The following is a 21,781-nucleotide window of genomic DNA, read 5'->3' on the forward strand; positions in this document are numbered from 1 at the left end:
TTCTTTATTGATAGTGTCATAGAATTGGGAGGTTTTTGATTTACATTTCACCCATTAATTAATAATACCTATCATTTGATTAAAAACAGAAAATTATATATAATTGAAATGAGGGTTTCTAGGCAACATTTGTTGCCTAGATCGATTTCTGTTAAACTTACTGTGCGTCAGGAGGCATAAGGTGATCAGGAATTTCAATTCCTACTTCCTCGTAATACTTAACGGCTCCTGGATGATACGGAATCGTACTATATTGAACGTTTTCAACTAATGTTTCTTTTGCACTTGGATCTACGGCTAATAGGTCCTCATGTTTTTCAAATGTTGTTTTTACAAGGTTATATACTAAATCTTCAGGCAATTCAGACGAAGCAATGGCTATGTTCCAAAATCCTGGCAACAATATATCTTCTTCTTGGTGCTTATACGTACCATTTGGGATAATCGCCTCAGACCAGTAAGGGTACGTTTCTAATGCCTTTTTCATTTCTTCTTCTGTTAAACCAATATGTTGAACCTCATGTGTTGTTTCAAGATCAAGCATGAAGGGTCCTGGGACTCCTGTGACCGCAAAACCAGCGTCAATGGTTCCATCACGCAATCCGTCAATTGCCGTATTAGTTGGAATGGCACTAATCCTAGACGGCTCTATTCCTAATACGTCTAAAAGTCCACTTCCCGCTTCAGCACTAGTACTTCCTGGACCGCCTGTGCTAACATTATTACCAGTAAAGTCACTCATACTTGTAATGCCCTTATCTTTTAAGCTATACATATGCATCACACTTGCATACATCGGGAAAATGGAACGAATCTTTGTGTACTTTTGATCTGCCCACCCTTCACCATTATAGGCTTCACCACCTAGCCACGCTGTCACAAAGCCTAAATCCATTTCTCCACTTTCAATTAATTGAATATTTGAAGTTGGACCTCCTGTCACTTCAACTGCAATATCAGTTCCAGCGACATTCTTGCCGATAATATCGGCCCAGCCACCTCCCCATACATAGTAAGTACCACCTTGACTAGAGGTACCTAGGAGAAGTCTATATTCTTCTACCTTTTCTTCCTTACTTGTATCGTTATGGCTTACGTTTGATTCGCTGTCACTGCTTTCAGATGTGCCTCCCTGCGAAGAACATCCTACAAGTGCAAGAGTTAAAATTACCATTAAGAAATATAGCTTTGACCATGTGCTTTTCATTCATTTCTCCTCCTATCAACCATTGGTAAGTCATTTTCGTTACGAACTTGTCAAAAATTAATTCCTGCATTCCTCCTTTTCCTTGGTCTACTATCACGCTTGAACTTTTGACAATTGTTGCTTTTTATGATGAATACTATCTTGTTGCTCATTTAACCACTCTCTATCTCGTTTCAATGATTCATTTAGTTTCATTACCTGCCTTTTAACTTCTTCGGGTGCAGGCCCACCACTCGTATTTTTTAACTCAACACTTTGTATCGGATCCAACGCTTTTTGAATGCCTTCTTTTGTTAAACTAACTTCTCTGCCTATTACTACTTTTGATATATCTTTAACAATCTCAGAATTTATCTTAGAAACTGAGATTTTTTTATCCATGATTTCACTTACTAGGTACCCTACAATCTGATGAGCTTCTCTAAATGATAGATTTGCTTCACGAACGATTGTATTCGCAAGCTCAGTAACCGTTGAAAAGTTTTCTAATGTACGTAAAAACATTTTTTCTTCATTGAATTTTAACGTCTTTACTGTTACCGTCATCAGATGAAGACTCGCGTCTACCTCAGAAAATGCATCCCAAAGATATTTAAAACTCTCCGTTGCATCTCTGCTATGGCCATATGAGGTATTCTTCAAACAACTTGTTGCCGAAACTAACGCCCCCATGACATGTCCAGATTTTGCCTTGATATGTTCCAATGTAATTGGGTTTTTCTTTTGAGGCATGATGCTGCTGCAAGCTGCTACTGAGTCATCTACCTCAACTGTACCAAATTCATCCGTAGACCATATGTATAGGTCATGACTAAAACGACTTAAGTTATTCATGAGTATATTCATTGCTGAAAGTGCTTCTAATACATAGTCCCTAGAAGCTACACCATCAATGGAATTATTCATAGGGCCGTTAAACCCTAAAAGTTGAGACGTTTCTTCGCGGTCAATTTCAAAAGATGTTGATGCCATCGCTCCGGAACCTAGTGGGGAGATGTTGATCTGGTTGAAGGTTTGTATAAACCGTTGATAGTCTCTTTCCAGGGCTGAGAGAATCGCTGACAAATAATGGGCAAGTGTCACCGGCTCTGCTGGCTGCATATGAGTATAGCCAGACATTACGGTATAAAAAGAGTTTTCAGCTATCTTGATAAGTTCATCCCGTAGCCTGATGATTTGTTCACAAATCGTCAGAAGGCTATCCCTACTATTCAACCTTGCCAAAGTGGCATATAAATCATTTCGACTTCGTCCAGTGTGAAGTTGGCCCCCCACCTCAACACCCACAATATTAATTAAGGCCGCCTCTATATTGAAATATAATTCTTCTAATTTAGGGTCTAATTCTAGGTTAGATGCACCTTTTTGAATAATTTCCTCTAAGGCATCCATGATTTTTTGCCCATCTTCTCGAGTGACAATTCCTTTAGAAATTAACATGACTAAGTGCCCCTTATTAATATCCATAATATTGGTAAAAGACCTCTTCTGCTCAGCCTTTAGGGCTGGCAAAAGAAGGTACTTAATCACTTCTTCTGAAAGATCTACCTTTAAACGCTCTCTCATAACAAAAATCACTCCTTTAGTTAGTTACGTCAGAAATCATTTAATTTCAGATGAGATATACCCTTCATTCTGAACTAAATAGCAGCTTACATCTGTCTCCTCTAAAAATACTCGTACTCAACATCACAGGGTTTCCCTGCGGTGTCATTAATAGCTTTGTTATTTTTAGAGCCGGTTGATTTTCTTCCACTTCTAATACATTAGCTTCGTAAGAATTCAAGAGTACAGGCTCGATAGAACTTTTATATTTGGTCATTGTAATTCCGTACTTCTCTGTAAGGAGATCATTGAGTTTCCCCTCAAGACTATTTTCAAGCAGGTCAGGAACAATGCCTACAGGAATGTACGTTTTTTCTATTGCTGCTGGCTCTTCATTAAAAAACCGTAACCGAATGATTTCATGTACTTTTTCATCGTCTTTTAAATTAAGTGCTTTTAAATTTCCAACTGTACCTTCTATAGCTTTTATACTTATAGGAGTATGTTTTGTTCCTAGTTCCTCTGGATAAGAGAAGGTAATAAAGTTCCCTTCAAATTTCGGCTTAGAAACAAAGGTACCAACCCCTTTTTTTCTTGTCAAAATCCCTTCATTAACTAATTCTAGAATAGCTTGCCGAATTGTTGCTCTACTGACCACAAAATCCTTTGCTAAATCTAGCTCATTCGGTATTTTATCACCAGCTTTCCAATTACCATTATCAATTTTCCCTCTTATCAATTCCTTTATTTGGTAATACAGTGGAATTCTACTTTCCTCATTAATTAATTCTTTCATTTTTAATACCTCTTTTACTCACATTATTTTTTTACTCTCTGTTATTTCTTTTTAACATACCCAACCTATTTGTTTTAATATGTACGTATGTCTGTACATATGGAATTATAAATTATTATTTTTCTGAAATCAACAAAAATTTAAATTTTTTTACTTGTTTCTTACAAATAATTAATAACAATGAAATATATGAGTGGGGTATTAGAACAGTTCTTATATAACTAGTTTTTATCCTTTACACAAGAATTAAGACGATTACACTAAGTATAATTGTCTCTGTACAAGCCGAGACGATGCAGGACGGCGCGGTCATTATCGACAACGACGCCAAAAAGATTTTCGAACCATTTCTGAAATGGAACGGTGTCCGTTCATCAAATCTTTGCGTCTCATCCGGATCCGTTAACGTTTGACTATTCAAATGATTTCTAATTTCAGCCAATTTCTCTGGCGCTTCAATCAAAAAAGGGTCAGCCTCCTCACCCTCTCCTGCAAAAATGATCGCTTCAAGATTCGTATCGGCATGTGGCACTACATTCATAAACAACGCCCCTCATGATTAGCACAAGTTTACCCTTTCAAACTTCATCTGTCCCCCCGTCTAGTATTTTATTATTGCTCTAATCCAAAAATTCACGGCCTCGCAGAGTGTGTTTCCTGCAGCTCAGAGGCCTCAACGTCTAATCCTGACTCTTCTTTAAATTCTCTAACTATTGTTTCAGCTGTTGTTTCACCAGTCTTCACGGCTCCTCCAGGTAAAGTCATTGTTCCACCAGCTTCATTTGAAATTAAAATTTTTCCATCCTTTTCTAAAATTCCACAAGAGCGAACAGCAAAGCCATTTTCACTAATTTTCACTCTAATATCAGAGTTATTATACATTAGCTTCTCTTCTTCCTTTACTTAATAAAATAAAGCATAAATCGAAAATTTATGCTTTCATTCGCAATAAAAAAACCACCAACTATGTATTGGTGGAGACGGTGGGAATCGAACCCACGTCCAGAAATAACGACACTTACGCTTCTACGAGTGTAGTTGCTGTATTAGCAGTTCGCCAACGTGTCAGCCCAACAACAGGCTTCGGCGTGGCTAGTCTGATTGTTCTCTTCCTTCGCCCTCAGACGGGGGGCAACCGGCGTAGCCCACTTAGAGTGAGTCCCAGATCCTACCACATGGGCGATGGAGGGTGGAACCGCAGAGTGCTATTAGGCAGCTACTGCGAAGTTGTTGTTTTCTTTGCCAATTATAGGCTTTGGCGTTTTAACGAGGCCGACCCCCTCGACTCGCAACGTAAGCACGACCTATCCCTGTCGAATCCTAAACGTCCCCATGATCAGAGAACTTCAGGAATAGTGAGCTTAGCATCACTATTTAATTGAAGGTATGTCCAGAACATCATTGCTCTGGACTTATTATTATACCATATCGTCACCAGGTTGCAACTGTCAGGTTTATCCTTTTTGCCGTTCGCGCAGAGCGCGTTCGATATCGCGCTTCGCATCCTGACGTTTCAGCGTTTCACGCTTATCGTAATTTTTCTTCCCTTTGGCCAGACCGATCAGCACTTTGGCAAAGCCGTTTTTCAAATAGACCTTCAACGGAACAATTGAATAGCCTTTTTGCTGCGTCTTACCGATCAGCTCATTGATTTGTTTCTTATGAAGCAGCAGCTTGCGGGCCCGCACCGGATCGTGATTGTAGCGGTTGCCCTGTTCATATTCGCTTATGTGCGCGTTGTGAAGAAACGCTTCCCCGTTGGAGATGCGGGCGAAGGAATCCTTCAGGTTCATCCGTCCGGCCCGCATCGATTTTATCTCCGTCCCCTTTAAGACAATCCCTGCTTCATATGTTTCTTCGATAAAATAATCATGACCTGCTTTTTTGTTTTGTGCGATTACATGACCTTCTTTTTTCTTTGCCATTCTCCTACACCCTTTTGCCTCAAGTCGTTACTTCATCATAGCAAATTGGAAAGTTAGGCGTCAATTTCCTATTTGCGGCGCTTTTTGCCCTTTTTCCGTTTGGCGCTCGGCGCATTTTCATAAAAGGCCTTCTTCTTTTTCTTTTTCCGGCCTGTTTGTTCCGGTTGCGCCCCGTTTGACCCGCGCTGCTTCCGCTGGCCGCCGACGATCACCTTCGGCCGCTCTCTCTTTTCACGCGGCTTGCGCGGCTTCATGCCGACAATTTCAAAATCGACAGAGGCTTCGTCGGTATTGACGCTGACGACCCGCACTTCAATTTCATCGCCGATGCGGAACACCTGGCCTGTCCGCTCGCCGATCATCGCATAATGCTTTTCGTCGTAGCGGTAGTAATCGTCGGTCAAATAGCTGACGTGGACGAGGCCCTCAATCGTATTCGGAAGCTCGACGAACATCCCGAAGTTCGTCACTCCGCTGATCATGCCGACAAATGTTTCGCCGATTTTATCCTCCATGTATTGCGCCTTTTTCACACTGTCCGTGTCACGTTCCGCATCAACCGCCCGCCGCTCCCGTTCTGAAGCATGCCTTGTCAAATCAGGCAGAATATCATTCATATGCTCCTGCGTTTGCTGGTCGGTTTTTCCGTTAATGACATACGTGCGGATTAAACGATGGACGAGCAAATCCGGATAGCGGCGGATCGGCGACGTAAAATGCGTATAAAAGTCAGTCGAGAGCCCAAAGTGACCGAGACTGTTTGTGTCATATTTCGCCTGCTGCATCGAGCGGAGCATGACGGTGCTAATGACCGTTTCCTCAGGCTCGCCGCGGATTTCATCGAGCAGCTGCTGCAGGGCGCGCGGATGAACCGTGTTGGCATTGCCGCGGACGACATAGCCGAAGTTCGTGATGAACTCCAAAAACTTGTTCAGCTTTTCCGCTTTTGGATCTTCGTGAATCCGGTAAACGAACGGCAGCTTCAGCCAGTGGAAATGCTCGGCGACCGTTTCATTGGCAGCAAGCATGAATTCTTCGATCAGCTTCTCGGCAACGGAACGCTCGCGCAACACGACATCGGTCGGTTTGCCATCTTCATTGACGAGCACTTTCGCCTCTTTAAAATCAAAGTCGATCGCCCCGCGCTCAAACCGCTTTGTCCGCAAAATTTCGGCGAGCGTTTCCATTTCTTCAAAAAATGGCACGAGCGCTTCATAGCGGGCGCGCGTTTCCTCGTCTTTCTCGACGAGAATTTTATTGACGTCAGTGTACGTCATCCGCTCCGTCGTTTTAATGACGCTTGGAAAAATCTCATGGCTGACGACTTTCCCCGCCGCGTTAATTTCCATCTGGCAGGAGAGCGTTAGGCGGTCGACCTGCGGATTCAAGCTGCAGATTCCGTTTGACAGCCGGTGCGGAATCATCGGAATCACCCGGTCAACTAAGTAAACGCTCGTCGCCCGGTCCGCTGCTTCCTTGTCAATCGGCGAACCTTCCTTAATATAATGGCTGACATCGGCGATATGGACGCCCAGAAGATAGTTGCCGTTTTCAAGCCGTTTGACGTGAACAGCATCATCGAGATCCTTCGCGTCGGCCCCGTCGATTGTCACAATCGTTTCTTCGCGCAAATCGCGGCGCCCATTCAGGTCAGCCGGATCAATTTCATCCGGAACTTCGTTTGCCTGCCGAATCACTTCATCCGGAAACTCGATCTGAATGCCGTGCTTATAGATAATCGATAAAATATCCATCCCCGGGTCGTTTTTATGACCGAGAATTTTTATCACTTCACCTTCCGCGCTCATGCGCCCTTCAGGGTACTTCGTAATTTTGACGACGACTTTATGTCCGTCGACCGCTCCTTTTTCACTGCCCTGCGGGATGAAGAGATCGTTGGCGATCCGCTTATCATCGGCGGCGACAAAGCCATATTTCCCTTGATCGAGGTAGGTTCCGACGACCTCGGTCGTCCCACGCTCAAGGATGCGGATCACCTTCCCTTCCGGACGCTGGCCGGACGAGCGCTGGTTTAGGCGGACGAGCACCGTATCCCCGTTCATTGCGCTGCCAAGATCCGGATGGGCGACATACACATCATCCTGCCCCTCTTCCTCCGGTATGACAAAAGCAAATCCTTTTGCATTCCCCTGTACCCGGCCACGGATCAGGTTCATTTTCTCCGGAACCCCGTAGCGGTTGCTGCGGGTGCGGACGATCAGTCCGCGGCTCTCCATTTCATTGAGCGCTTTGATCAGCTCTTTAAACTCATCACTTTCCGTAACGCCAAAAGCTTCCTCGATTTCACTTGTTGATAGCGGCTTTTCTGCTGTCTCGCGAAAGTATGTTAATAATTGCTGGATTTTGGCTTCATTCATAAGGAAAACTCCTTTCGTATTCGAACAGCTTAGGCTCGCATCATATTAGACTGTCCAATCAAGTCCCTCTAAAAAATGATACACGTCCTGATGAAGCTGTTCTTTTTCTTTATCTAACGTAATGACATGGGTCGAATTCTCATACCATTTTAATGTTTTCTCGTCGGTCTCGACGCCTTCATAAATGATCTCCGCACTGTCCACATCAATCATTTGATCATGACGGGCCTGCACGACGAAGACAGGCGAGTAAATATGATCAAGATGCTCCTTGACCTCTTTTATCAGCTGCTGGAGCCCTAAAAGCGTATCCATCGGTGTCTTCTCAAAGGCTTCCATTTCAGCCTGAATCTGTTCATCCGACTTTTGCTCGCGCTTTTTATACTCCCTGGCGTAGGCCAAGACACCTTTGTATAAAGCATCCTCTGTTTTCGGTCTCATCGGTGCACACATTGGGACAATACCCTTTATAGGAAAAGTGTAACCGATTTTCAAGGAGAATACCCCTCCAAGCGAGAGACCGACCACGGCAATTTCATCGTGGCCGCTCTCTTTTAAAAACTGATAGCCTGCCTTTACGTTTTCCCACCAGTCCTCAGGTCCGGTCCGCACGAGCTGCTCCGGCGGCACCCCGTGTCCCTCATATAAGGGAGCATGGCATGTGTAGCCTTCTTTTTGTAAAAACCTTCCGAGCATTCTCACATCCGCCGTCGTCCCGGTAAAACCGTGCAACAGCAGAACGGCTCTTTTTCCTCCTTCAAATGTAAATGGTTTAGGAGCAACCACTTTCATCTTCATCTTCCTCTCCACACAAAAATACTTCGATGTTGTTTATTAGCTGTTTCTGTTCAAAGCCGTGGCAAATCATATGCCTCGCTTCAGGAAGGAATTGGATTTCCTTCTGTTTTGATTGGATCGTATCGTACAAAAATTTGGCGCTTTTTTGCGGCACGACCTCATCCAGTCCTCCCTGAATGATCAATGTTGGTACTTGAACCCGGTTAATAAACGGACGAATGCTCTTGACCGCCTGCATAAATTGAAAAACCGCCGTCATCGGCGTATCGATAATCTTTTTCCGATAAAGCTGATAATGCTCATCTTGCTCGAGCTCACCGCGCAGTCTGAGCCGGACGACCTCCTTCAGCTCATGCAGCAGCTGCAGCGGGTTAATATAATAAGCCGCCGCACTTAGCAGCACAAGCTTGTCAATCGGATACTTAGCGGCGATATAGCAGGCAAGTATCCCACCCATCGAAAAGCCGATCACAAACACTTTTTCACAGCGGCTGAGCAATTCCTGAACCGCGACCTCCGCCGCATACACCCATTGTTTATAGGTGACATCCTTTAAGTTGCCAGCCGGTCCGTGTCCCGGCAAGGTTGGCGTGTAGACGAGCCATTTTTTCTGTTCGAGAAAATAGTCCGCCACAGGCTCGACCTCCCATGGTTCCCCAGTAAAGCCATGCAGGCAAAGACAACCGATCATCCCTCTCACCTTTTTCTACGTGACCTCATTTCTTCTATTGTACCCTAATCGCGAGATAAACAATCGTTTTTCGCCTCGGGCGCAGTAACAACATGAAGAGCCGAACAAATGAAAAAGAGGGTCACCCATCACTGCTGAAAACGTATCAGTACCTTCTTTAACAGCTTTCTTCCAAGGGTCTCTTCATCCACTCTGTTAGGATTTGTTCTAGTAGGTATGTGCCAGCCTTCTTTTTTCCTTTCAGGCCTTTAGACAAACAAAAAAGATGCTTCAAAGTGAACGAACCCCCTTTGAAACATCCTGTCGTCTCAATTACATAAAGTAAGCGACGGTAATCGTCAATACGAAGAATAACACAGCTAATACAACTGTCGCTTTACTTAAAACGGCATCAATGCCGCGTGCTTTTTGTTTTCCAATTAACTGTTCAGCCCCACCTGAGATCGCGCCGGAAAGACCTGCACTTCTTCCAGATTGCAACAGGACGACAGCAATTAAGCTAATTGATACGATAATCAGTAAAATCGTTGCAACTAATTGCATAATCGAACACCTCCAAGCCCAGTTTACGCTTCTATTAATGTACCACAGGCAGGAATAAAAGAGCAAGAGGGTGCGACAAAAGGATTCGTTTTTCCTTTCGTCACACCCCCGAAACAGCGGGTCGTATCCAGCACCGAACCACGCCCTCGCTCATCTTGCTTGCGAAGTCTGTCAGACCATTATTTTTTCAAGTTATAAAACGCGTTAATGCCGCCGTAGGTTGCTACGTTGGCAAGCTCGTCCTCAATGCGGAGCAGCTGATTGTACTTCGCGACGCGGTCTGTCCGTGATGGCGCACCCGTCTTAATTTGACCGGCGTTTGTCGCGACGGCGATATCCGCAATCGTCGCATCTTCTGTTTCACCAGAACGGTGAGAGATGACAGCCGTGTAGCCGGCGCGCTTCGCCATTTCAATCGCTTCAAAGGTTTCTGTCAACGTTCCGATTTGGTTCACCTTAATAAGAATCGAATTGCCAACCCCTTTTTCAATGCCTTCTGAAAGCTTCGCCGTATTCGTCACAAACAAATCGTCACCGACGAGCTGAACTTTTTTGCCAAGGCGGTCTGTCAGCAGCTTATGGCCTTCCCAGTCGTTTTCATCCAATCCATCCTCGATTGAAATGATCGGATATTTCGCGACAAGCTCTTCATAGAAGGACACCATTTCCTCGGAAGAAAGCACCTTTCCTTCTCCAGCCAGGTGGTATTTCCCGTCTTCTTTATTAAACAGCTCAGAAGACGCGACGTCCATCGCCAGCTTGACTTCCTCACCCGGCTTATAGCCTGCTTTTTCGATCGCTTCAATAATCGTTGACAGGGCTTCTTCGTTTGATGAAAGGTTCGGCGCAAATCCGCCTTCATCGCCGACTGCCGTGTTGTAGCCTTTGCTCTTCAGTACAGCCTTCAGGTTATGGAAAATTTCCGCTCCCATCCGCAATGCTTCACGGAAGTTTGGCGCACCTACCGGCATTACCATGAATTCCTGGATATCAACATTGTTATCGGCATGCTCCCCGCCATTGATGATATTCATCATTGGCACTGGAAGCTGCTTCGCATTGAATCCACCCAAATAGACGTACAACGGCAGTCCAAGCGCATCAGCGGCAGCATGAGCGACAGCCATTGACACACCGAGGATTGCGTTTGCTCCAAGCTTGCCTTTATTATCCGTTCCATCAAGCTCGATCATCATCTGGTCGATCCCAACCTGATCAAGCGCGTCAAAGCCGATCAGCTCAGGGGCAATGATTTCATTGACATTATCAACCGCCTGCAGGACGCCTTTGCCCATATAACGCTCGCCCCCGTCACGCAGTTCAACGGCTTCATACTCACCAGTCGAGGCACCACTTGGTACGAGCGCACGGCCCATTGCTCCCGATTCTAAATAAACTTCCACCTCTACTGTCGGATTCCCGCGGGAATCAAGTACTTCACGAGCATATACATCTGTAATCATTGTCATATTACATTCACTCCTTTAGTAAAATATGGGGCGGTTTCAAATTGGCGATGGCCTGCGTTCACTACCCGCTTACAGAAAAGGGCCCCGGTCTCCTCAGGCGCGAAACCTGTAGTGAGGCCGCTCATCGCTTTTTTAGTTTATCAAATTAAAATAATGGCTTCCCTGTCATTTCAGGCGGCTGTTCAGCCTGCAACAGCTTCAGCACCGTTGGAGCCAGGTCGGCTAAAATCCCATCCGTACGTAACGTTACTCCTTTTTCGGTCACAATAACCGGCACGTGATTCGTCGTATGGGCAGTCATCGGCTTCCCATCCAATGTCACAACTTCGTCAGCGTTACCATGATCCGCCGTGATAATGGCCGCGCCACCTTTCGCCAGAATCGCGTCGACGATCCGACCCAAACATTCATCAACGGTTTCGACCGCTTTTATTGTCGGTTCGAGCATGCCGGAATGTCCGACCATATCAGGGTTGGCAAAGTTTAAAATAATCGCGTCATGGCGGTCAGCCTCAATATCGGCAAGCAGCGCCTCCGTTACTTCATAGGCGCTCATCTCCGGCTGCAAATCATACGTCGCCACCTTTGGAGAGTCAATTAAAATCCGATCCTCTCCCGGAAACGGCTCCTCACGTCCTCCACTGAAAAAGAAAGTGACATGCGGATATTTTTCCGTCTCGGCAATTCGCAGCTGGGTAAACTTCTGCTGCGCGAGCACTTCACCTAGCGTATTATCGAGGTTCGTCGGTTTAAACGCAACAAAGCCATCGACCGTCTCGCTGAAATGGGTCAGGCAGACATAATGAAGCCGCTTCGGCTGCTTCTCCCCGCGGTCAAAGCCGCGGAAATCATCATTCGTAAATACTTGGGACATTTGAATCGCGCGGTCAGGGCGGAAATTAAAAAAGATGACCGCATCATCATCCTGAATCGTCGCAACCGGCGCGCCATTTTCGCGGGTGATGACCGACGGAATGATAAATTCATCAAAAATGCCATTCTTGTAATTATCCGTGATCACTTCAAGCGGCTCACTGTAGGTTGGCCCTTCGCCATACACCATCGCGCGGTACGATTTGTTGACGCGCTCCCAGCGCTTATCGCGGTCCATCGCATAATAGCGGCCGTGCAGCGAGGCGATTTCGCCAAGGCCAAGCTCATCGAGCTTTTCCTGAAGACCGCGCACGTAGACTTCGGCCGATGTTTGTCCAACATCACGTCCATCAAGAAAACCGTGAATATAGACGTTGTCGACTTGTTCTCTTTTCGCCAGCTCAAGCAAAGCAAACAAGTGATCAATATGGCTATGAATGCCCCCGTCAGAAAGCAAGCCATAAATATGTAATGCACTTTTCTTTGCTTTCACATGGTTCATCGCATTCAAAAAGGTTTCATTTTCAAAAAACTCACCTTCCCGAATGGAGAGATTAACCCGCGTTAAGCTCTGGTAGACGATCCGGCCGGCACCGATGTTTAAATGACCAACCTCGGAATTTCCCATCTGTCCTTCCGGCAATCCAACCGCCTCGCCCTGGGCTTCCAGCGTCGCATGCGGATACTGCTCCCAATAACGGTCGAAATTCGGCTTCCGGGCCTGCGCCACCGCGTTGCCAATAACTTCATCACGGATCGCAAAACCATCAAGGATAATCAAAGCTACCGGCTTCTTACTCATTGAGCCGCCTCCACTAACGCGACAAACGATGCAGGTTCCAGACTCGCCCCGCCAACAAGTGCCCCATCAATGTCAGATTGAGCCATGTACTCTTTTATATTAGCAGGTTTTACACTTCCGCCATACTGTATTCTGATCGCCTGCGCCGCTTCTGCGGAAAACTGTTCAGCTACCACTTGACGAATATAGCGGCACACTTCATTCGCATCATCAGCAGAGGACGATTTTCCGGTACCGATCGCCCAGATTGGCTCATAAGCAATCACCGTTTGTTTGATTTGCTCCTCATTGAGACCGTCTAGGCCAGCCTCTACTTGAGATTTGACAACGTCATTTGTTTTTCCTGCTTCACGTTCGGCATCCGTCTCGCCGCAGCACATAATCGGGGTCAGCTGATGGGCAAAAGCGGCTTTCACCTTTTTATTGACGGTTTCATCCGTTTCCGCAAACATTTCACGACGCTCCGAGTGGCCGATAATGACATAGTCGACATTCATATCAGCTAAAGCGACAGGGCTGATTTCTCCTGTGAACGCGCCGCTTTCTTCAAAGTGGACATTTTGTGCACCGACTTTTAAATCCGTTCCAGCTGCTTCCTTCACCAGGCTTTCTAAAAAAAGGGCCGGCGCACAGACGACTGCATCAACCGCTGCTGCTGAAGGAATGCTTTCTTTTACTTCCTGCACAAATTGCTTTGCTTCGCCGAGCGTTTTGTTCATTTTCCAGTTTCCTGCAATAATTGCCTTACGCATCATTTCACCTCTTTTAATTCTTTCCTGCTTATTTATCCGTTAATGCGACAACACCTGGAAGCTGCTTGCCTTCCATAAATTCCAATGACGCACCGCCACCTGTGGAAATGTGGCTCATTTTATCAGCAAGCTTAAACTTTTCCACCGCGGCGGCTGAATCGCCACCGCCGATAACCGAATACGTGTCCGTGCTCGCCGCAAGCGCCTCAGCAACACCTTTCGTTCCTTTTGCAAATGAGTCAAGCTCAAAGACGCCCATCGGGCCATTCCAAATGACGAGCTTCGACTGTTCGATGACCTTACGATATGTATCAATCGTTTTCGGCCCGATATCCAATGCTTCCCAATCGGCGGGAATGGAATCGATATCCACCACTTTTTTGTTCGCATCATCTGAAAAATCATCGGCTACGGTGACATCAAGCGGTAAATGAAACTGTACCCCGTTCGCCTTCGCTTTTTCCATAAATGATGCGGCAAGGTCAATTTTATCTTCTTCCAGCAACGATTTTCCGACTTCATGGCCGCACGCTTTCACAAATGTATAAGCAAGACCGCCGCCGATGATCAAATTGTCGACTTTATCAAGCAAATGATCAATCACGCCAATTTTATCTTTCACTTTAGCTCCGCCGATAATTGCGGTAAATGGCCGCTCCGGATCGGACAGCGCTTTGCCAAGCACATCCAGCTCCTTTTCCATTAAAAATCCAGCCGCCGCCTGAAGATGATGAGCAATCCCTTCTGTCGAAGCATGAGCCCGGTGTGCCGCGCCAAACGCGTCATTGACATACAGGTCCGCCAGTTCGGCAAAGGCTTTTGCCAGTTCAGGATCGTTTTTCTCTTCTCCCGGGTAAAAGCGGACGTTCTCAAGAAGAGCGACTTCGCCGTCCTGTAACGCCGCTGCCGCTTCCTGCGCAACCGGTCCATAAGCTTCCGTAACCATCTTAACGTCTTTTCCAAGCAATTCTCCCAAGCGTGTGGCGACAGGGGCAAGCCGCAGTTCTTCCACCACTTCTCCTTTTGGACGACCAAGATGCGAGGCGAGCAAAACCCGCGCTCCTTGTCCGATTAAGTATTCGATCGTCGGAAGGGCAGCCCGGATCCGGGTTTCATCTGTAATGACCCCATCTTTCATCGGGACGTTAAAGTCTACTCGGCAGAAGACCTTTTTTCCTTTCAGTTCCAAATCATGCAACGTTATTTTGTTCAAGCCGCTAACCTCCTTATTCACCAAAACATTCTACAAACAGCGGAAAAAGAGAGGCAGAATTATTTTTCTCCTCTCTGCATCCGTCTACTTGATTATAGACCTTGCTTCGCCATATATTCAACAAGATCAATCACGCGGTGTGAATAGCCTGATTCGTTATCATACCAAGAGATGACCTTGACCATGTTACCTTCCATCACCATCGTGGAAAGAGCATCGATTGTCGAAGATGCCGGATTGCCATTGTAGTCCCCTGAAACAAGCGGCTCTTCACTGTAAGCAAGAATGCCTTTTAACGGACCTTCCGCAGCTGCCTGGAATGCGGCGTTAACTTCTTCCACTGTCACATCCTGATTCAGTTCCGCTACTAAATCAACTAGTGAAACGTTAGGCGTCGGTACACGCATGGCACCGCCATTCAGCTTTCCTTTAAGCTCAGGCAATACGAGAGCAACGGCTTTCGCAGCGCCTGTCGTCGTTGGAATAATATTTTCCGCTGCGGCACGCGCACGACGGTAGTCTTTATGCGGCAAATCAAGAATTTGCTGGTCATTCGTATACGAGTGAACAGTTGTCATCATGCCGCGCTTGATGCCAAATTTATCATTAAGTACTTTCGCAAACGGCGCAAGGCAGTTTGTTGTACAAGAAGCATTAGAAATGACATGGTGGCTGGCCGCATCATATTTTTCTTCATTTACTCCCATAACAATTGTAATATCTTCATCGGAAGCCGGTGCAGAAATAATGACCTTCTTCGCTCCTGCTTCAATATGTTTTGCCGCATCAGCCCGCTTCGTGAAGAAGCCTGTCGATTCAACAACAATTTCCACTCCGCGCTCATTCCAGGCAAGCTTAGCCGGGTCGCGTTCAGCAGAAACGTTGATTTCCTGCCCGTTCACAATTAACGCATTTTCCTGCACCGACACGTCAGCGTCGAGCTTTCCGTGTACAGAATCATACTTTAACAAGTGAGCTAGCATCTTCGCATCGGTTAAATCATTGATCGCCACTACTTCTACATTCGGGTTTTTCAACGCTGCACGGAAGACATTACGACCAATCCGGCCGAAACCATTAATTCCAATTTTTGTTGTCATCTTACATTCCTCCTAAAAGTTTAAGGCTACTCAGTTTATTTTCGGTGCTGGAAAGTCAATTGCCATTCCATCCACCTTCTACAGTTCATCCGCATGCATCAGACAGTTTCCAGCCATGCTATAGGAAGCCCTGTATTCTTCATTCATTCCCCGGGACACGTAGCAGTGATCTGGCTGCTGCTTCATCTGTAATGAGGACATCGCTCGGCCGGTACTTCATATAAGCCGCAATCGCTTCTGCCTTTGAACGCCCACCGGCAACAGAGATGACATATTTGTGCTCACCTAAATCATCCAGCTGGAGACCGATCGTTCGTTGCTTATGAATCGGCTGACCGGCCCGGTTAAAGTAGTAGCCAAATGCTTCTGCTACCGCCTCTTCCCGTTTCAGCTTATCGATAAACGAACCGGAAGAATCCCGACGCTCCGCCATCATTTGAGCATCACCGATGCCGTGGATAACCGTGCTAGCAGACTTTATCAGCTTTAGGATATCCTGCACGGACGGTTCTAATACAAGCGATGTATACGCCTCTTCACTTAGCTGATCAGGCACATGCAGCAGGCGGTACTGCGCCTTGGCGCGGCTCGCAAACTCGGCACTGATCGTATTGGCCTGATTCTCAACCTGTTCACCAAGCCCGCCACGAGCCGGCACAAACACAACTTCACGCGTTTGCGTATCGGGCGTCATCATTTCCGCGACGGCCGCCAATGTTGTCCCTCCCATTACGGCAACGACATCCTTTGGCCTTAGCCTTGCTTTTAATTCGCCGATACAGGCCCGCCCCATTTCACGCTTCACCCAGGAATCCTCGTCGCTATCTCCGGCGACAACAAGCACCTGCTTTACGCCGAGCTGTTGGGAAAGGCTCATTTCCAAATGCCTTAATCCTAAAAGCTCCTTCATCACATCTTCAAGCTGACTGAAAAGCTGCTCGCCTTCTTCGGTCACACTCATTCCCGAGGTCGCAAAGTGCACAAGGCCCTGCTCTTTCAGAAACGTTACCTCGCCTCTTAGCACCCGCTCTGATAGCTGAAGATTTGTAGATAGACTGCGCCTTCCAATTGGTTGCATCAGCTTAATATAATGGAGAATCCGATAGCGCTTTACCATCACATCAAGCAGATCCGGCAATAATTTCTTTTGGATATCCAATAATCCTTGCATCTGCCACACTCCTAGTTGGACATAATATGTCCCTCATAGACTTTTTCTGTCCCGATATAGCCAAAAAAAGACCAGATCCTTATCTACGCTTTTATTTTAACAAGGATAAGGTCAGGCGACAAGTTATATTTCACTCGAATTTTTTTAAGAAAAGCGCGCAGCGTTTTTCTTAGCTTCCTTCCCTTTCAAGCAAACGCTTCCTTACCTTCTCCTTTGAAATCTGGCCAAAATCGACTTCTTCGGCTCCAATCCGGACGACCGGGATCATAATTTGATACTTTTCCAACAACTGATCGTCCTGATAAATATCAATAATTGTCAGCGTAAACGGAATGTCCCGCTTCAGCTCCTCCAGCACCGTCTCTGCTTTATCACAAAGCGGGCAATCCGTTTTAGACAACAGCTCTACCTCTAGCATCCGTCCTGATCTCCCTTTTTATTCATTTACTCAAAACGCTTTCGTTTGGATGAAGACGGAATTCCCAGCTCATCACGGTATTTGGCGATTGCTCTTCTGGAAACCGTTATCCCTTCCTGCGCTTTAAGCTCCGCTACTATTTTAGCATCTGAAAGCGGCTTTTGCTTATTTTCTTTCGCAATTAATTGCTTCATATGCTCTTTAATCGATTGGCTCGACGCGCTGTCGCCGACGCTTGTTTTCACGGCGGAGGAGAATAGAGCTTTCAGTTCAATGACTCCCCGCGGCGTTTCCGCATATTTATTCGTAGTCGCCCGGCTCACCGTTGATTCATGCACGCCAATTTCGTCGGCGATTTGCTTTAACGTCAATGGCTTCAGCACACCATTATACAGAAAATACTCAACCTGGTGCCTCGCGATCGCCTCACCAACTTTGATAATCGTCTGCTGCCGCTGCTGAATGCTTCGGATCAGCCAGTGTACTTGCTGCACCTTTTCCTTCGCGTATTCTGAAGCGGTTCGATCCTTTGAGCTGATCAACAATCGTTCATAGTGGGTATTGAGACGAATCGTTGGAATAAGCTCATCATTAAGCTGAACATGGAGCCGGTCCTGTTCTCGGAAAATTTTGATTTCTGGCGTCACAAATGGAATCGGTTCTGCACTAAATTGCAAGCCTGGTCTTGGATCAAGTGTTCGGATCAGGTCATTGACCTTCTGGATATCATGTAATGTTACATGAAGGGCAAGCGAGACGTCTTTCCATTTTCGCCTGGCGAATTCGTCCATATACAGCTCGACGATTTTTTCAGCTAACGGTTGACGCTTCGGCAGCCGCTCCAGCTGCAGCAGCAGACATTCCTGCAAATTTCTCGCGCCGACCCCGGCCGGCTCAAAACGTTGCAGAATCTCCAGCAATTCTTCTCCTTGTTCAACGGTTATTTGCGCCTCTTGACAAATTTCTTCAAAAGGCCGTGAAAAATAACCATCCTCTCTTAAACTATAAATAAAATAAGTAATTAGCTTCTTCGTTTGGTGAGATAGGCGCAACTCGGTGAGTTGGGCGAGTAAATGATCATTTAAACTTCTGCGGTCGATGACGGCATAATCAAGCGGTGACATTCTTTCCTCGCGGCCGGATTGCTCATAGACCGGGTAGGCGTGCACATCAGAAAACTCTTCTTTCACCACTTTTTCATCAGGCTGCTCCTGCACGTCCAGTAACGGGTTTTCAAGCGCCTGCTCCTGAAGGAACGCCGTCAGGTCCGCGGCTGAATATTGCAATAAACGAATCGCCTGACTCAACTCCTGAGTCATCACGAGGCTTGTTGACTGCTGCTGAAAAAGTCCAAATTCCATGCCAAACCTCCTCCCGTTTTTATTATAGCACATTTTCCAATGAAAGCGTTTTCTTATCAATATGCAATACATCTTCCGACGATGCGTGAACCGCTTGGCTGTTTTTTAGTTTTTGTATTCGGAACGTTTGCTGTTTGAGAAATTCAAAAAACGGATAACATGAAAGGAGGGTTTATTTAGCTTGATAGGGAATAGTTATGAAGAAAAGAAGTGTTCTCATTTGACCTTCTTTGACCATTTAGGTATGATGTACATAGAAGTTGCACATGATGATCAAACATTAAGGAGGAACTAGTAATGAACTTAATCCCAACAGTTATTGAACAGACGAACCGCGGAGAGCGTGCTTATGACATCTATTCCCGCTTATTAAAAGATCGTATTATTATGCTTGGAAGCGGAATCGACGATAATGTCGCCAACTCGATTGTCGCCCAGCTCCTGTTCTTACAGGCCGAGGATCCTGAAAAAGATATTTCGCTTTACATTAACAGCCCAGGCGGCTCGATCACAGCCGGAATGGCGATTTATGATACGATGCAATACATTAAGCCTGATGTATCTACAATTTGTATCGGAATGGCCGCTTCAATGGGTGCTTTCCTGCTTGCCGCCGGCCAGAAAGGTAAACGCTTTGCGCTGCCTAACAGTGAAATTATGATTCACCAGCCATTAGGCGGTACACAAGGTCAAGCGTCCGATATTGAAATTCACGCCCGCCGCATTATCGAAATGCGCGAAAAACTTAACCAGATTCTTTCTGAGCGTACGGGTCAACCGATTGAAGTCATCGAGAAGGATACGGACCGCGACAACTTCATGATCGCTGAAAAAGCAAAAGAATACGGCTTGATCGACCAGGTCATCCCGGCAACAACAAAATAATTCAAAAAGGGAAGTTCCGAGTGCGGAACTTCCCTTTTTGATTAGTAGTCAGGGCTTGACTCTTCGACCTCGCTGCTTACGGCTGATCTCAAAAGGAAAAGCACCTTTTGAGATCAGCGTTGCAGAAGTTCCGCCGGGATGGTGGTGAGGTCGATGCCCCAGACGAGTGGGACTAAATAATAGACGCTGGCAACAATCAGGGCCGAGCCGACGAGGTTGATGATGAAGCCGGTCCGCGCCATTTCGATTATTCTCAGCTTCCCGGTTCCGAAGATGATCGCATTCGGCGGTGTTCCGACAGGCAGCATAAACGCACAGTTGGCCGCCATCGCACATGGAATCATCAGCGCGAATGGATGAATATTTAACGCGAGAGCCAATGCTGCCACGACAGGGAGAATCATCGTTGCCGTTGCTGTGTTGGACGTGATTTCCGTCATAAACATAATTAGCAACGTCGCCGCTGTAATAATAACGATTAAGTGCAGGCCATCAAGCACGGTCAGCTGTTCACCCATCCAGTCTGATAACCCGGTCTCCCTGAACCCAGATGCAATGGCGAGCCCTCCGCCAAACAGGAGCAGCACTCCCCACGGAATATCGCGTGAATCTTTCCACGATAAGAGGCGCCCTCCGCTTAAGCGGGTTGGAATCGTAAAGAGCAAGACCGCAGCAAGGACGGCGATCATCCCGTCCGAAAGGCCTGGAATCACATAAATTCCGCCTTCCGACCAGAGAAAACTGCGTGAAATCCACATAAAAGCCGCAAAGATAAAGACAGCGCTGACCATTTGTTCTTCATATTTAATTTTGCCAAGCTTCTGTCTTTCCTGTTGAATTAATTCTTTTCCGCCAGGCAGCTGAGTCAGCTTCACTTTAAAAGCGGATTTGCTTAAATAGAGCCAAGTGAAAATAAGCATGACAATGACGACCGGAACAGCAAATAACATCCACGTTGCAAATGAAAGCGTTATCCCAAACAGCTGCTCTAATTGACCGGCAAGGATGATATTCGGCGGTGTGCCGATTAACGTACCGAGTCCGCCAATCGTTCCAGCGTAGCCGATACTGAAAATAAGCGACTTCTCAAATTTCGGCAGTTCTTTTTCATCCGGCTTCCCTTTCAGGACATCGGCGACCTGGGCTGTGATCGCCAGGCCCATCGGAATCATCATCATGACGGCAGCCGTGTTCGAGACCCACATTGACAAAAATCCGGTCGCGACCATAAAGCCAAGCAAAATCCGTTGTGTGCTCGTGCCGATGACGGCGATAATAAACAGAGCCATCCGTTTATGAAGATTCCATTTCTCCATTGCCGTAGCGATAAAGAAACCACCAAGAAATAAGAAAATGATGTCATCACCGTAGGAAGACGCTACTGCATTGCCCTCCATCGCTCCCATAATCGGCAATAAAATTAACGGTAATAAGGACGTAGCCGGAATTGGAATCGCTTCTGTAATCCACCATGTTGCAATCCAAAGCGTAACGGCGAGAACAGCCTTCCCTTCAGGCGCCAACCCTTCCGGATGAAAAAACAGCATCGTGACAAGAAACAAAGCAGGACCAAGCAAAAGACCGATAAGCTGCGCCTGCGAGTACGGACGCGACGGCTTTTCCGAAGGGGGACGCGGCTCCCTTCCGCCGAGAGACTCATCCGTGCCTCCCTGGCCGGCCGCCGCCGCATTGCTGCCCGCATGTTTATGCAAAGCAAATATGTTTAACAGGTTTTTCGTACGTTGATGTTGTTTCCAAAGATTTTCCCATGTTGACGTAAGCAAATTGTTCATTCTTATCTCCCTTTCATGAAATCGCTTACAGTCATTTTCTTAAATCTTACAACTTTTGTAT

20 protein-coding genes and 1 other RNA gene are annotated in these 21,781 nt (G+C 46.4%); 1 reads left to right on the plus strand and 20 read right to left on the minus strand.

All coding sequences use genetic code 11. From position 1 onward, the window contains the following. Positions 1–157: 157 nt before the first annotated feature. From M3202_RS10790 to rpoN, 19 genes are all read right to left on the minus strand, one after another. Positions 158–1,207 (minus strand): TAXI family TRAP transporter solute-binding subunit, encoded by a 1,050-nt coding sequence (locus M3202_RS10790; protein ID WP_251223348.1) that lies wholly within the window; start codon positions 1,205–1,207, stop codon positions 158–160. A 93-nt stretch (positions 1,208–1,300) separates the two neighbouring features. Then, on the minus strand, positions 1,301–2,773 hold the full coding sequence (argH, locus tag M3202_RS10795) for an argininosuccinate lyase (protein WP_251223349.1): 1,473 nt from the start codon (positions 2,771–2,773) through the stop codon (positions 1,301–1,303). Between the two features lie 64 nt (positions 2,774–2,837). After that, on the minus strand, positions 2,838–3,548 hold the full coding sequence (locus M3202_RS10800) for a GntR family transcriptional regulator (protein WP_251223350.1): 711 nt from the start codon (positions 3,546–3,548) through the stop codon (positions 2,838–2,840). Positions 3,549–3,783: 235 nt separating this feature from the next. Beyond that, positions 3,784–4,089 (minus strand): hypothetical protein, encoded by a 306-nt coding sequence (locus tag M3202_RS10805; protein WP_251223351.1) that lies wholly within the window; start codon positions 4,087–4,089, stop codon positions 3,784–3,786. Between the two features lie 92 nt (positions 4,090–4,181). After that, positions 4,182–4,430 (minus strand): NUDIX domain-containing protein, encoded by a 249-nt coding sequence (locus M3202_RS10810; protein WP_251223352.1) that lies wholly within the window; start codon positions 4,428–4,430, stop codon positions 4,182–4,184. Positions 4,431–4,520: 90 nt separating this feature from the next. Further along, positions 4,521–4,880, minus strand: a transfer-messenger RNA (tmRNA) gene (gene ssrA / locus M3202_RS10815). Positions 4,881–5,002: 122 nt separating this feature from the next. Beyond that, entirely contained in the window at positions 5,003–5,473 is a 471-nt protein-coding gene (gene smpB, locus M3202_RS10820; RefSeq protein WP_251223353.1) for an SsrA-binding protein SmpB, read from the minus strand. A gap of 68 nt (positions 5,474–5,541) precedes the next feature. Next, on the minus strand, positions 5,542–7,851 hold the full coding sequence (rnr, locus tag M3202_RS10825; protein WP_251223354.1) for a ribonuclease R: 2,310 nt from the start codon (positions 7,849–7,851) through the stop codon (positions 5,542–5,544). 45 nt (positions 7,852–7,896) lie between these two features. Continuing rightward, entirely contained in the window at positions 7,897–8,643 is a 747-nt protein-coding gene (locus M3202_RS10830) for an alpha/beta hydrolase (RefSeq protein ID WP_251223432.1), read from the minus strand. After that, positions 8,624–9,340: an alpha/beta hydrolase gene (locus M3202_RS10835; RefSeq protein ID WP_251223355.1), complete on the minus strand. Its 717-nt coding sequence runs from the start codon at positions 9,338–9,340 to the stop codon at positions 8,624–8,626. Before M3202_RS10835 ends, M3202_RS10830 begins: the two co-directional genes overlap by 20 nt. Before the next feature lie 312 nt (positions 9,341–9,652). Next, positions 9,653–9,883 carry a preprotein translocase subunit SecG gene (secG, locus tag M3202_RS10840; protein ID WP_251223356.1) on the minus strand — a complete coding sequence of 77 codons (231 nt, stop codon included), beginning with the start codon at positions 9,881–9,883 and terminating at the stop codon, positions 9,653–9,655. Between the two features lie 179 nt (positions 9,884–10,062). Then, positions 10,063–11,352, minus strand: coding sequence for a phosphopyruvate hydratase (gene eno / locus M3202_RS10845; RefSeq protein ID WP_251223357.1), 1,290 nt, complete (start codon positions 11,350–11,352; stop codon positions 10,063–10,065). 145 nt (positions 11,353–11,497) lie between these two features. After that, a complete protein-coding gene (gene gpmI, locus M3202_RS10850) occupies positions 11,498–13,027 on the minus strand; it encodes a 2,3-bisphosphoglycerate-independent phosphoglycerate mutase (RefSeq protein ID WP_251223358.1) in 1,530 nt (509 codons plus the stop codon). Beyond that, on the minus strand, positions 13,024–13,779 hold the full coding sequence (tpiA, locus tag M3202_RS10855) for a triose-phosphate isomerase (RefSeq protein ID WP_251223359.1): 756 nt from the start codon (positions 13,777–13,779) through the stop codon (positions 13,024–13,026). Before tpiA ends, gpmI begins: the two co-directional genes overlap by 4 nt. 28 nt (positions 13,780–13,807) lie before the next feature. Then, positions 13,808–14,992 (minus strand): phosphoglycerate kinase, encoded by a 1,185-nt coding sequence (locus M3202_RS10860; RefSeq protein WP_251223360.1) that lies wholly within the window; start codon positions 14,990–14,992, stop codon positions 13,808–13,810. A gap of 92 nt (positions 14,993–15,084) precedes the next feature. Continuing rightward, a complete protein-coding gene (gap, locus tag M3202_RS10865; protein WP_251223361.1) occupies positions 15,085–16,092 on the minus strand; it encodes a type I glyceraldehyde-3-phosphate dehydrogenase in 1,008 nt (335 codons plus the stop codon). Positions 16,093–16,231: 139 nt separating this feature from the next. Further along, a complete protein-coding gene (locus M3202_RS10870) occupies positions 16,232–17,263 on the minus strand; it encodes a sugar-binding transcriptional regulator (RefSeq protein ID WP_251223362.1) in 1,032 nt (343 codons plus the stop codon). A gap of 169 nt (positions 17,264–17,432) precedes the next feature. Beyond that, positions 17,433–17,681: a glutaredoxin family protein gene (locus M3202_RS10875; protein ID WP_251223363.1), complete on the minus strand. Its 249-nt coding sequence runs from the start codon at positions 17,679–17,681 to the stop codon at positions 17,433–17,435. A gap of 26 nt (positions 17,682–17,707) precedes the next feature. Then, a complete protein-coding gene (gene rpoN / locus M3202_RS10880) occupies positions 17,708–19,042 on the minus strand; it encodes an RNA polymerase factor sigma-54 (RefSeq protein WP_251223364.1) in 1,335 nt (444 codons plus the stop codon). 297 nt (positions 19,043–19,339) lie between these two features. Between rpoN and clpP the strand changes: the two genes are divergently transcribed. After that, the gene (gene clpP / locus M3202_RS10885; protein WP_251223365.1) at positions 19,340–19,927 is read left to right on the plus strand and encodes an ATP-dependent Clp endopeptidase proteolytic subunit ClpP; all 588 of its coding nucleotides are present in this window, start codon (positions 19,340–19,342) and stop codon (positions 19,925–19,927) included. 113 nt (positions 19,928–20,040) lie between these two features. Here the strand turns inward: clpP and M3202_RS10890 are convergent, their stop codons facing one another. After that, positions 20,041–21,720 carry an SLC13 family permease gene (locus tag M3202_RS10890; protein ID WP_251223366.1) on the minus strand — a complete coding sequence of 560 codons (1,680 nt, stop codon included), beginning with the start codon at positions 21,718–21,720 and terminating at the stop codon, positions 20,041–20,043. Positions 21,721–21,781: the final 61 nt, after the last annotated feature.

Source organism: Halalkalibacter oceani (assembly GCF_023715605.1).
Lineage (GTDB): Bacteria > Bacillota > Bacilli > Bacillales > Bacillaceae_D > Halalkalibacter > Halalkalibacter oceani.

Coding starts and splice junctions, on each gene's coding strand:
- rnr (WP_251223354.1), bottom strand. CDS start 7,851: ATGAATGAAGCCAAAATCCAGCAATTATTAACATACTTTCGCGAGACA.
- M3202_RS10790 (WP_251223348.1), bottom strand. CDS start 1,207: ATGAAAAGCACATGGTCAAAGCTATATTTCTTAATGGTAATTTTAACT.
- M3202_RS10870 (WP_251223362.1), bottom strand. CDS start 17,263: ATGCAAGGATTATTGGATATCCAAAAGAAATTATTGCCGGATCTGCTT.
- M3202_RS10890 (WP_251223366.1), bottom strand. CDS start 21,720: ATGAACAATTTGCTTACGTCAACATGGGAAAATCTTTGGAAACAACAT.
- gap (WP_251223361.1), bottom strand. CDS start 16,092: ATGACAACAAAAATTGGAATTAATGGTTTCGGCCGGATTGGTCGTAAT.
- rpoN (WP_251223364.1), bottom strand. CDS start 19,042: ATGGAATTTGGACTTTTTCAGCAGCAGTCAACAAGCCTCGTGATGACT.
- argH (WP_251223349.1), bottom strand. CDS start 2,773: ATGAGAGAGCGTTTAAAGGTAGATCTTTCAGAAGAAGTGATTAAGTAC.
- secG (WP_251223356.1), bottom strand. CDS start 9,883: ATGCAATTAGTTGCAACGATTTTACTGATTATCGTATCAATTAGCTTA.
- M3202_RS10835 (WP_251223355.1), bottom strand. CDS start 9,340: ATGATCGGTTGTCTTTGCCTGCATGGCTTTACTGGGGAACCATGGGAG.
- tpiA (WP_251223359.1), bottom strand. CDS start 13,779: ATGCGTAAGGCAATTATTGCAGGAAACTGGAAAATGAACAAAACGCTC.
- clpP (WP_251223365.1), top strand. CDS start 19,340: ATGAACTTAATCCCAACAGTTATTGAACAGACGAACCGCGGAGAGCGT.
- M3202_RS10805 (WP_251223351.1), bottom strand. CDS start 4,089: ATGAATGTAGTGCCACATGCCGATACGAATCTTGAAGCGATCATTTTT.
- M3202_RS10875 (WP_251223363.1), bottom strand. CDS start 17,681: ATGCTAGAGGTAGAGCTGTTGTCTAAAACGGATTGCCCGCTTTGTGAT.
- gpmI (WP_251223358.1), bottom strand. CDS start 13,027: ATGAGTAAGAAGCCGGTAGCTTTGATTATCCTTGATGGTTTTGCGATC.
- M3202_RS10800 (WP_251223350.1), bottom strand. CDS start 3,548: ATGAAAGAATTAATTAATGAGGAAAGTAGAATTCCACTGTATTACCAA.
- M3202_RS10830 (WP_251223432.1), bottom strand. CDS start 8,643: ATGAAAGTGGTTGCTCCTAAACCATTTACATTTGAAGGAGGAAAAAGA.
- eno (WP_251223357.1), bottom strand. CDS start 11,352: ATGACAATGATTACAGATGTATATGCTCGTGAAGTACTTGATTCCCGC.
- M3202_RS10810 (WP_251223352.1), bottom strand. CDS start 4,430: ATGTATAATAACTCTGATATTAGAGTGAAAATTAGTGAAAATGGCTTT.
- smpB (WP_251223353.1), bottom strand. CDS start 5,473: ATGGCAAAGAAAAAAGAAGGTCATGTAATCGCACAAAACAAAAAAGCA.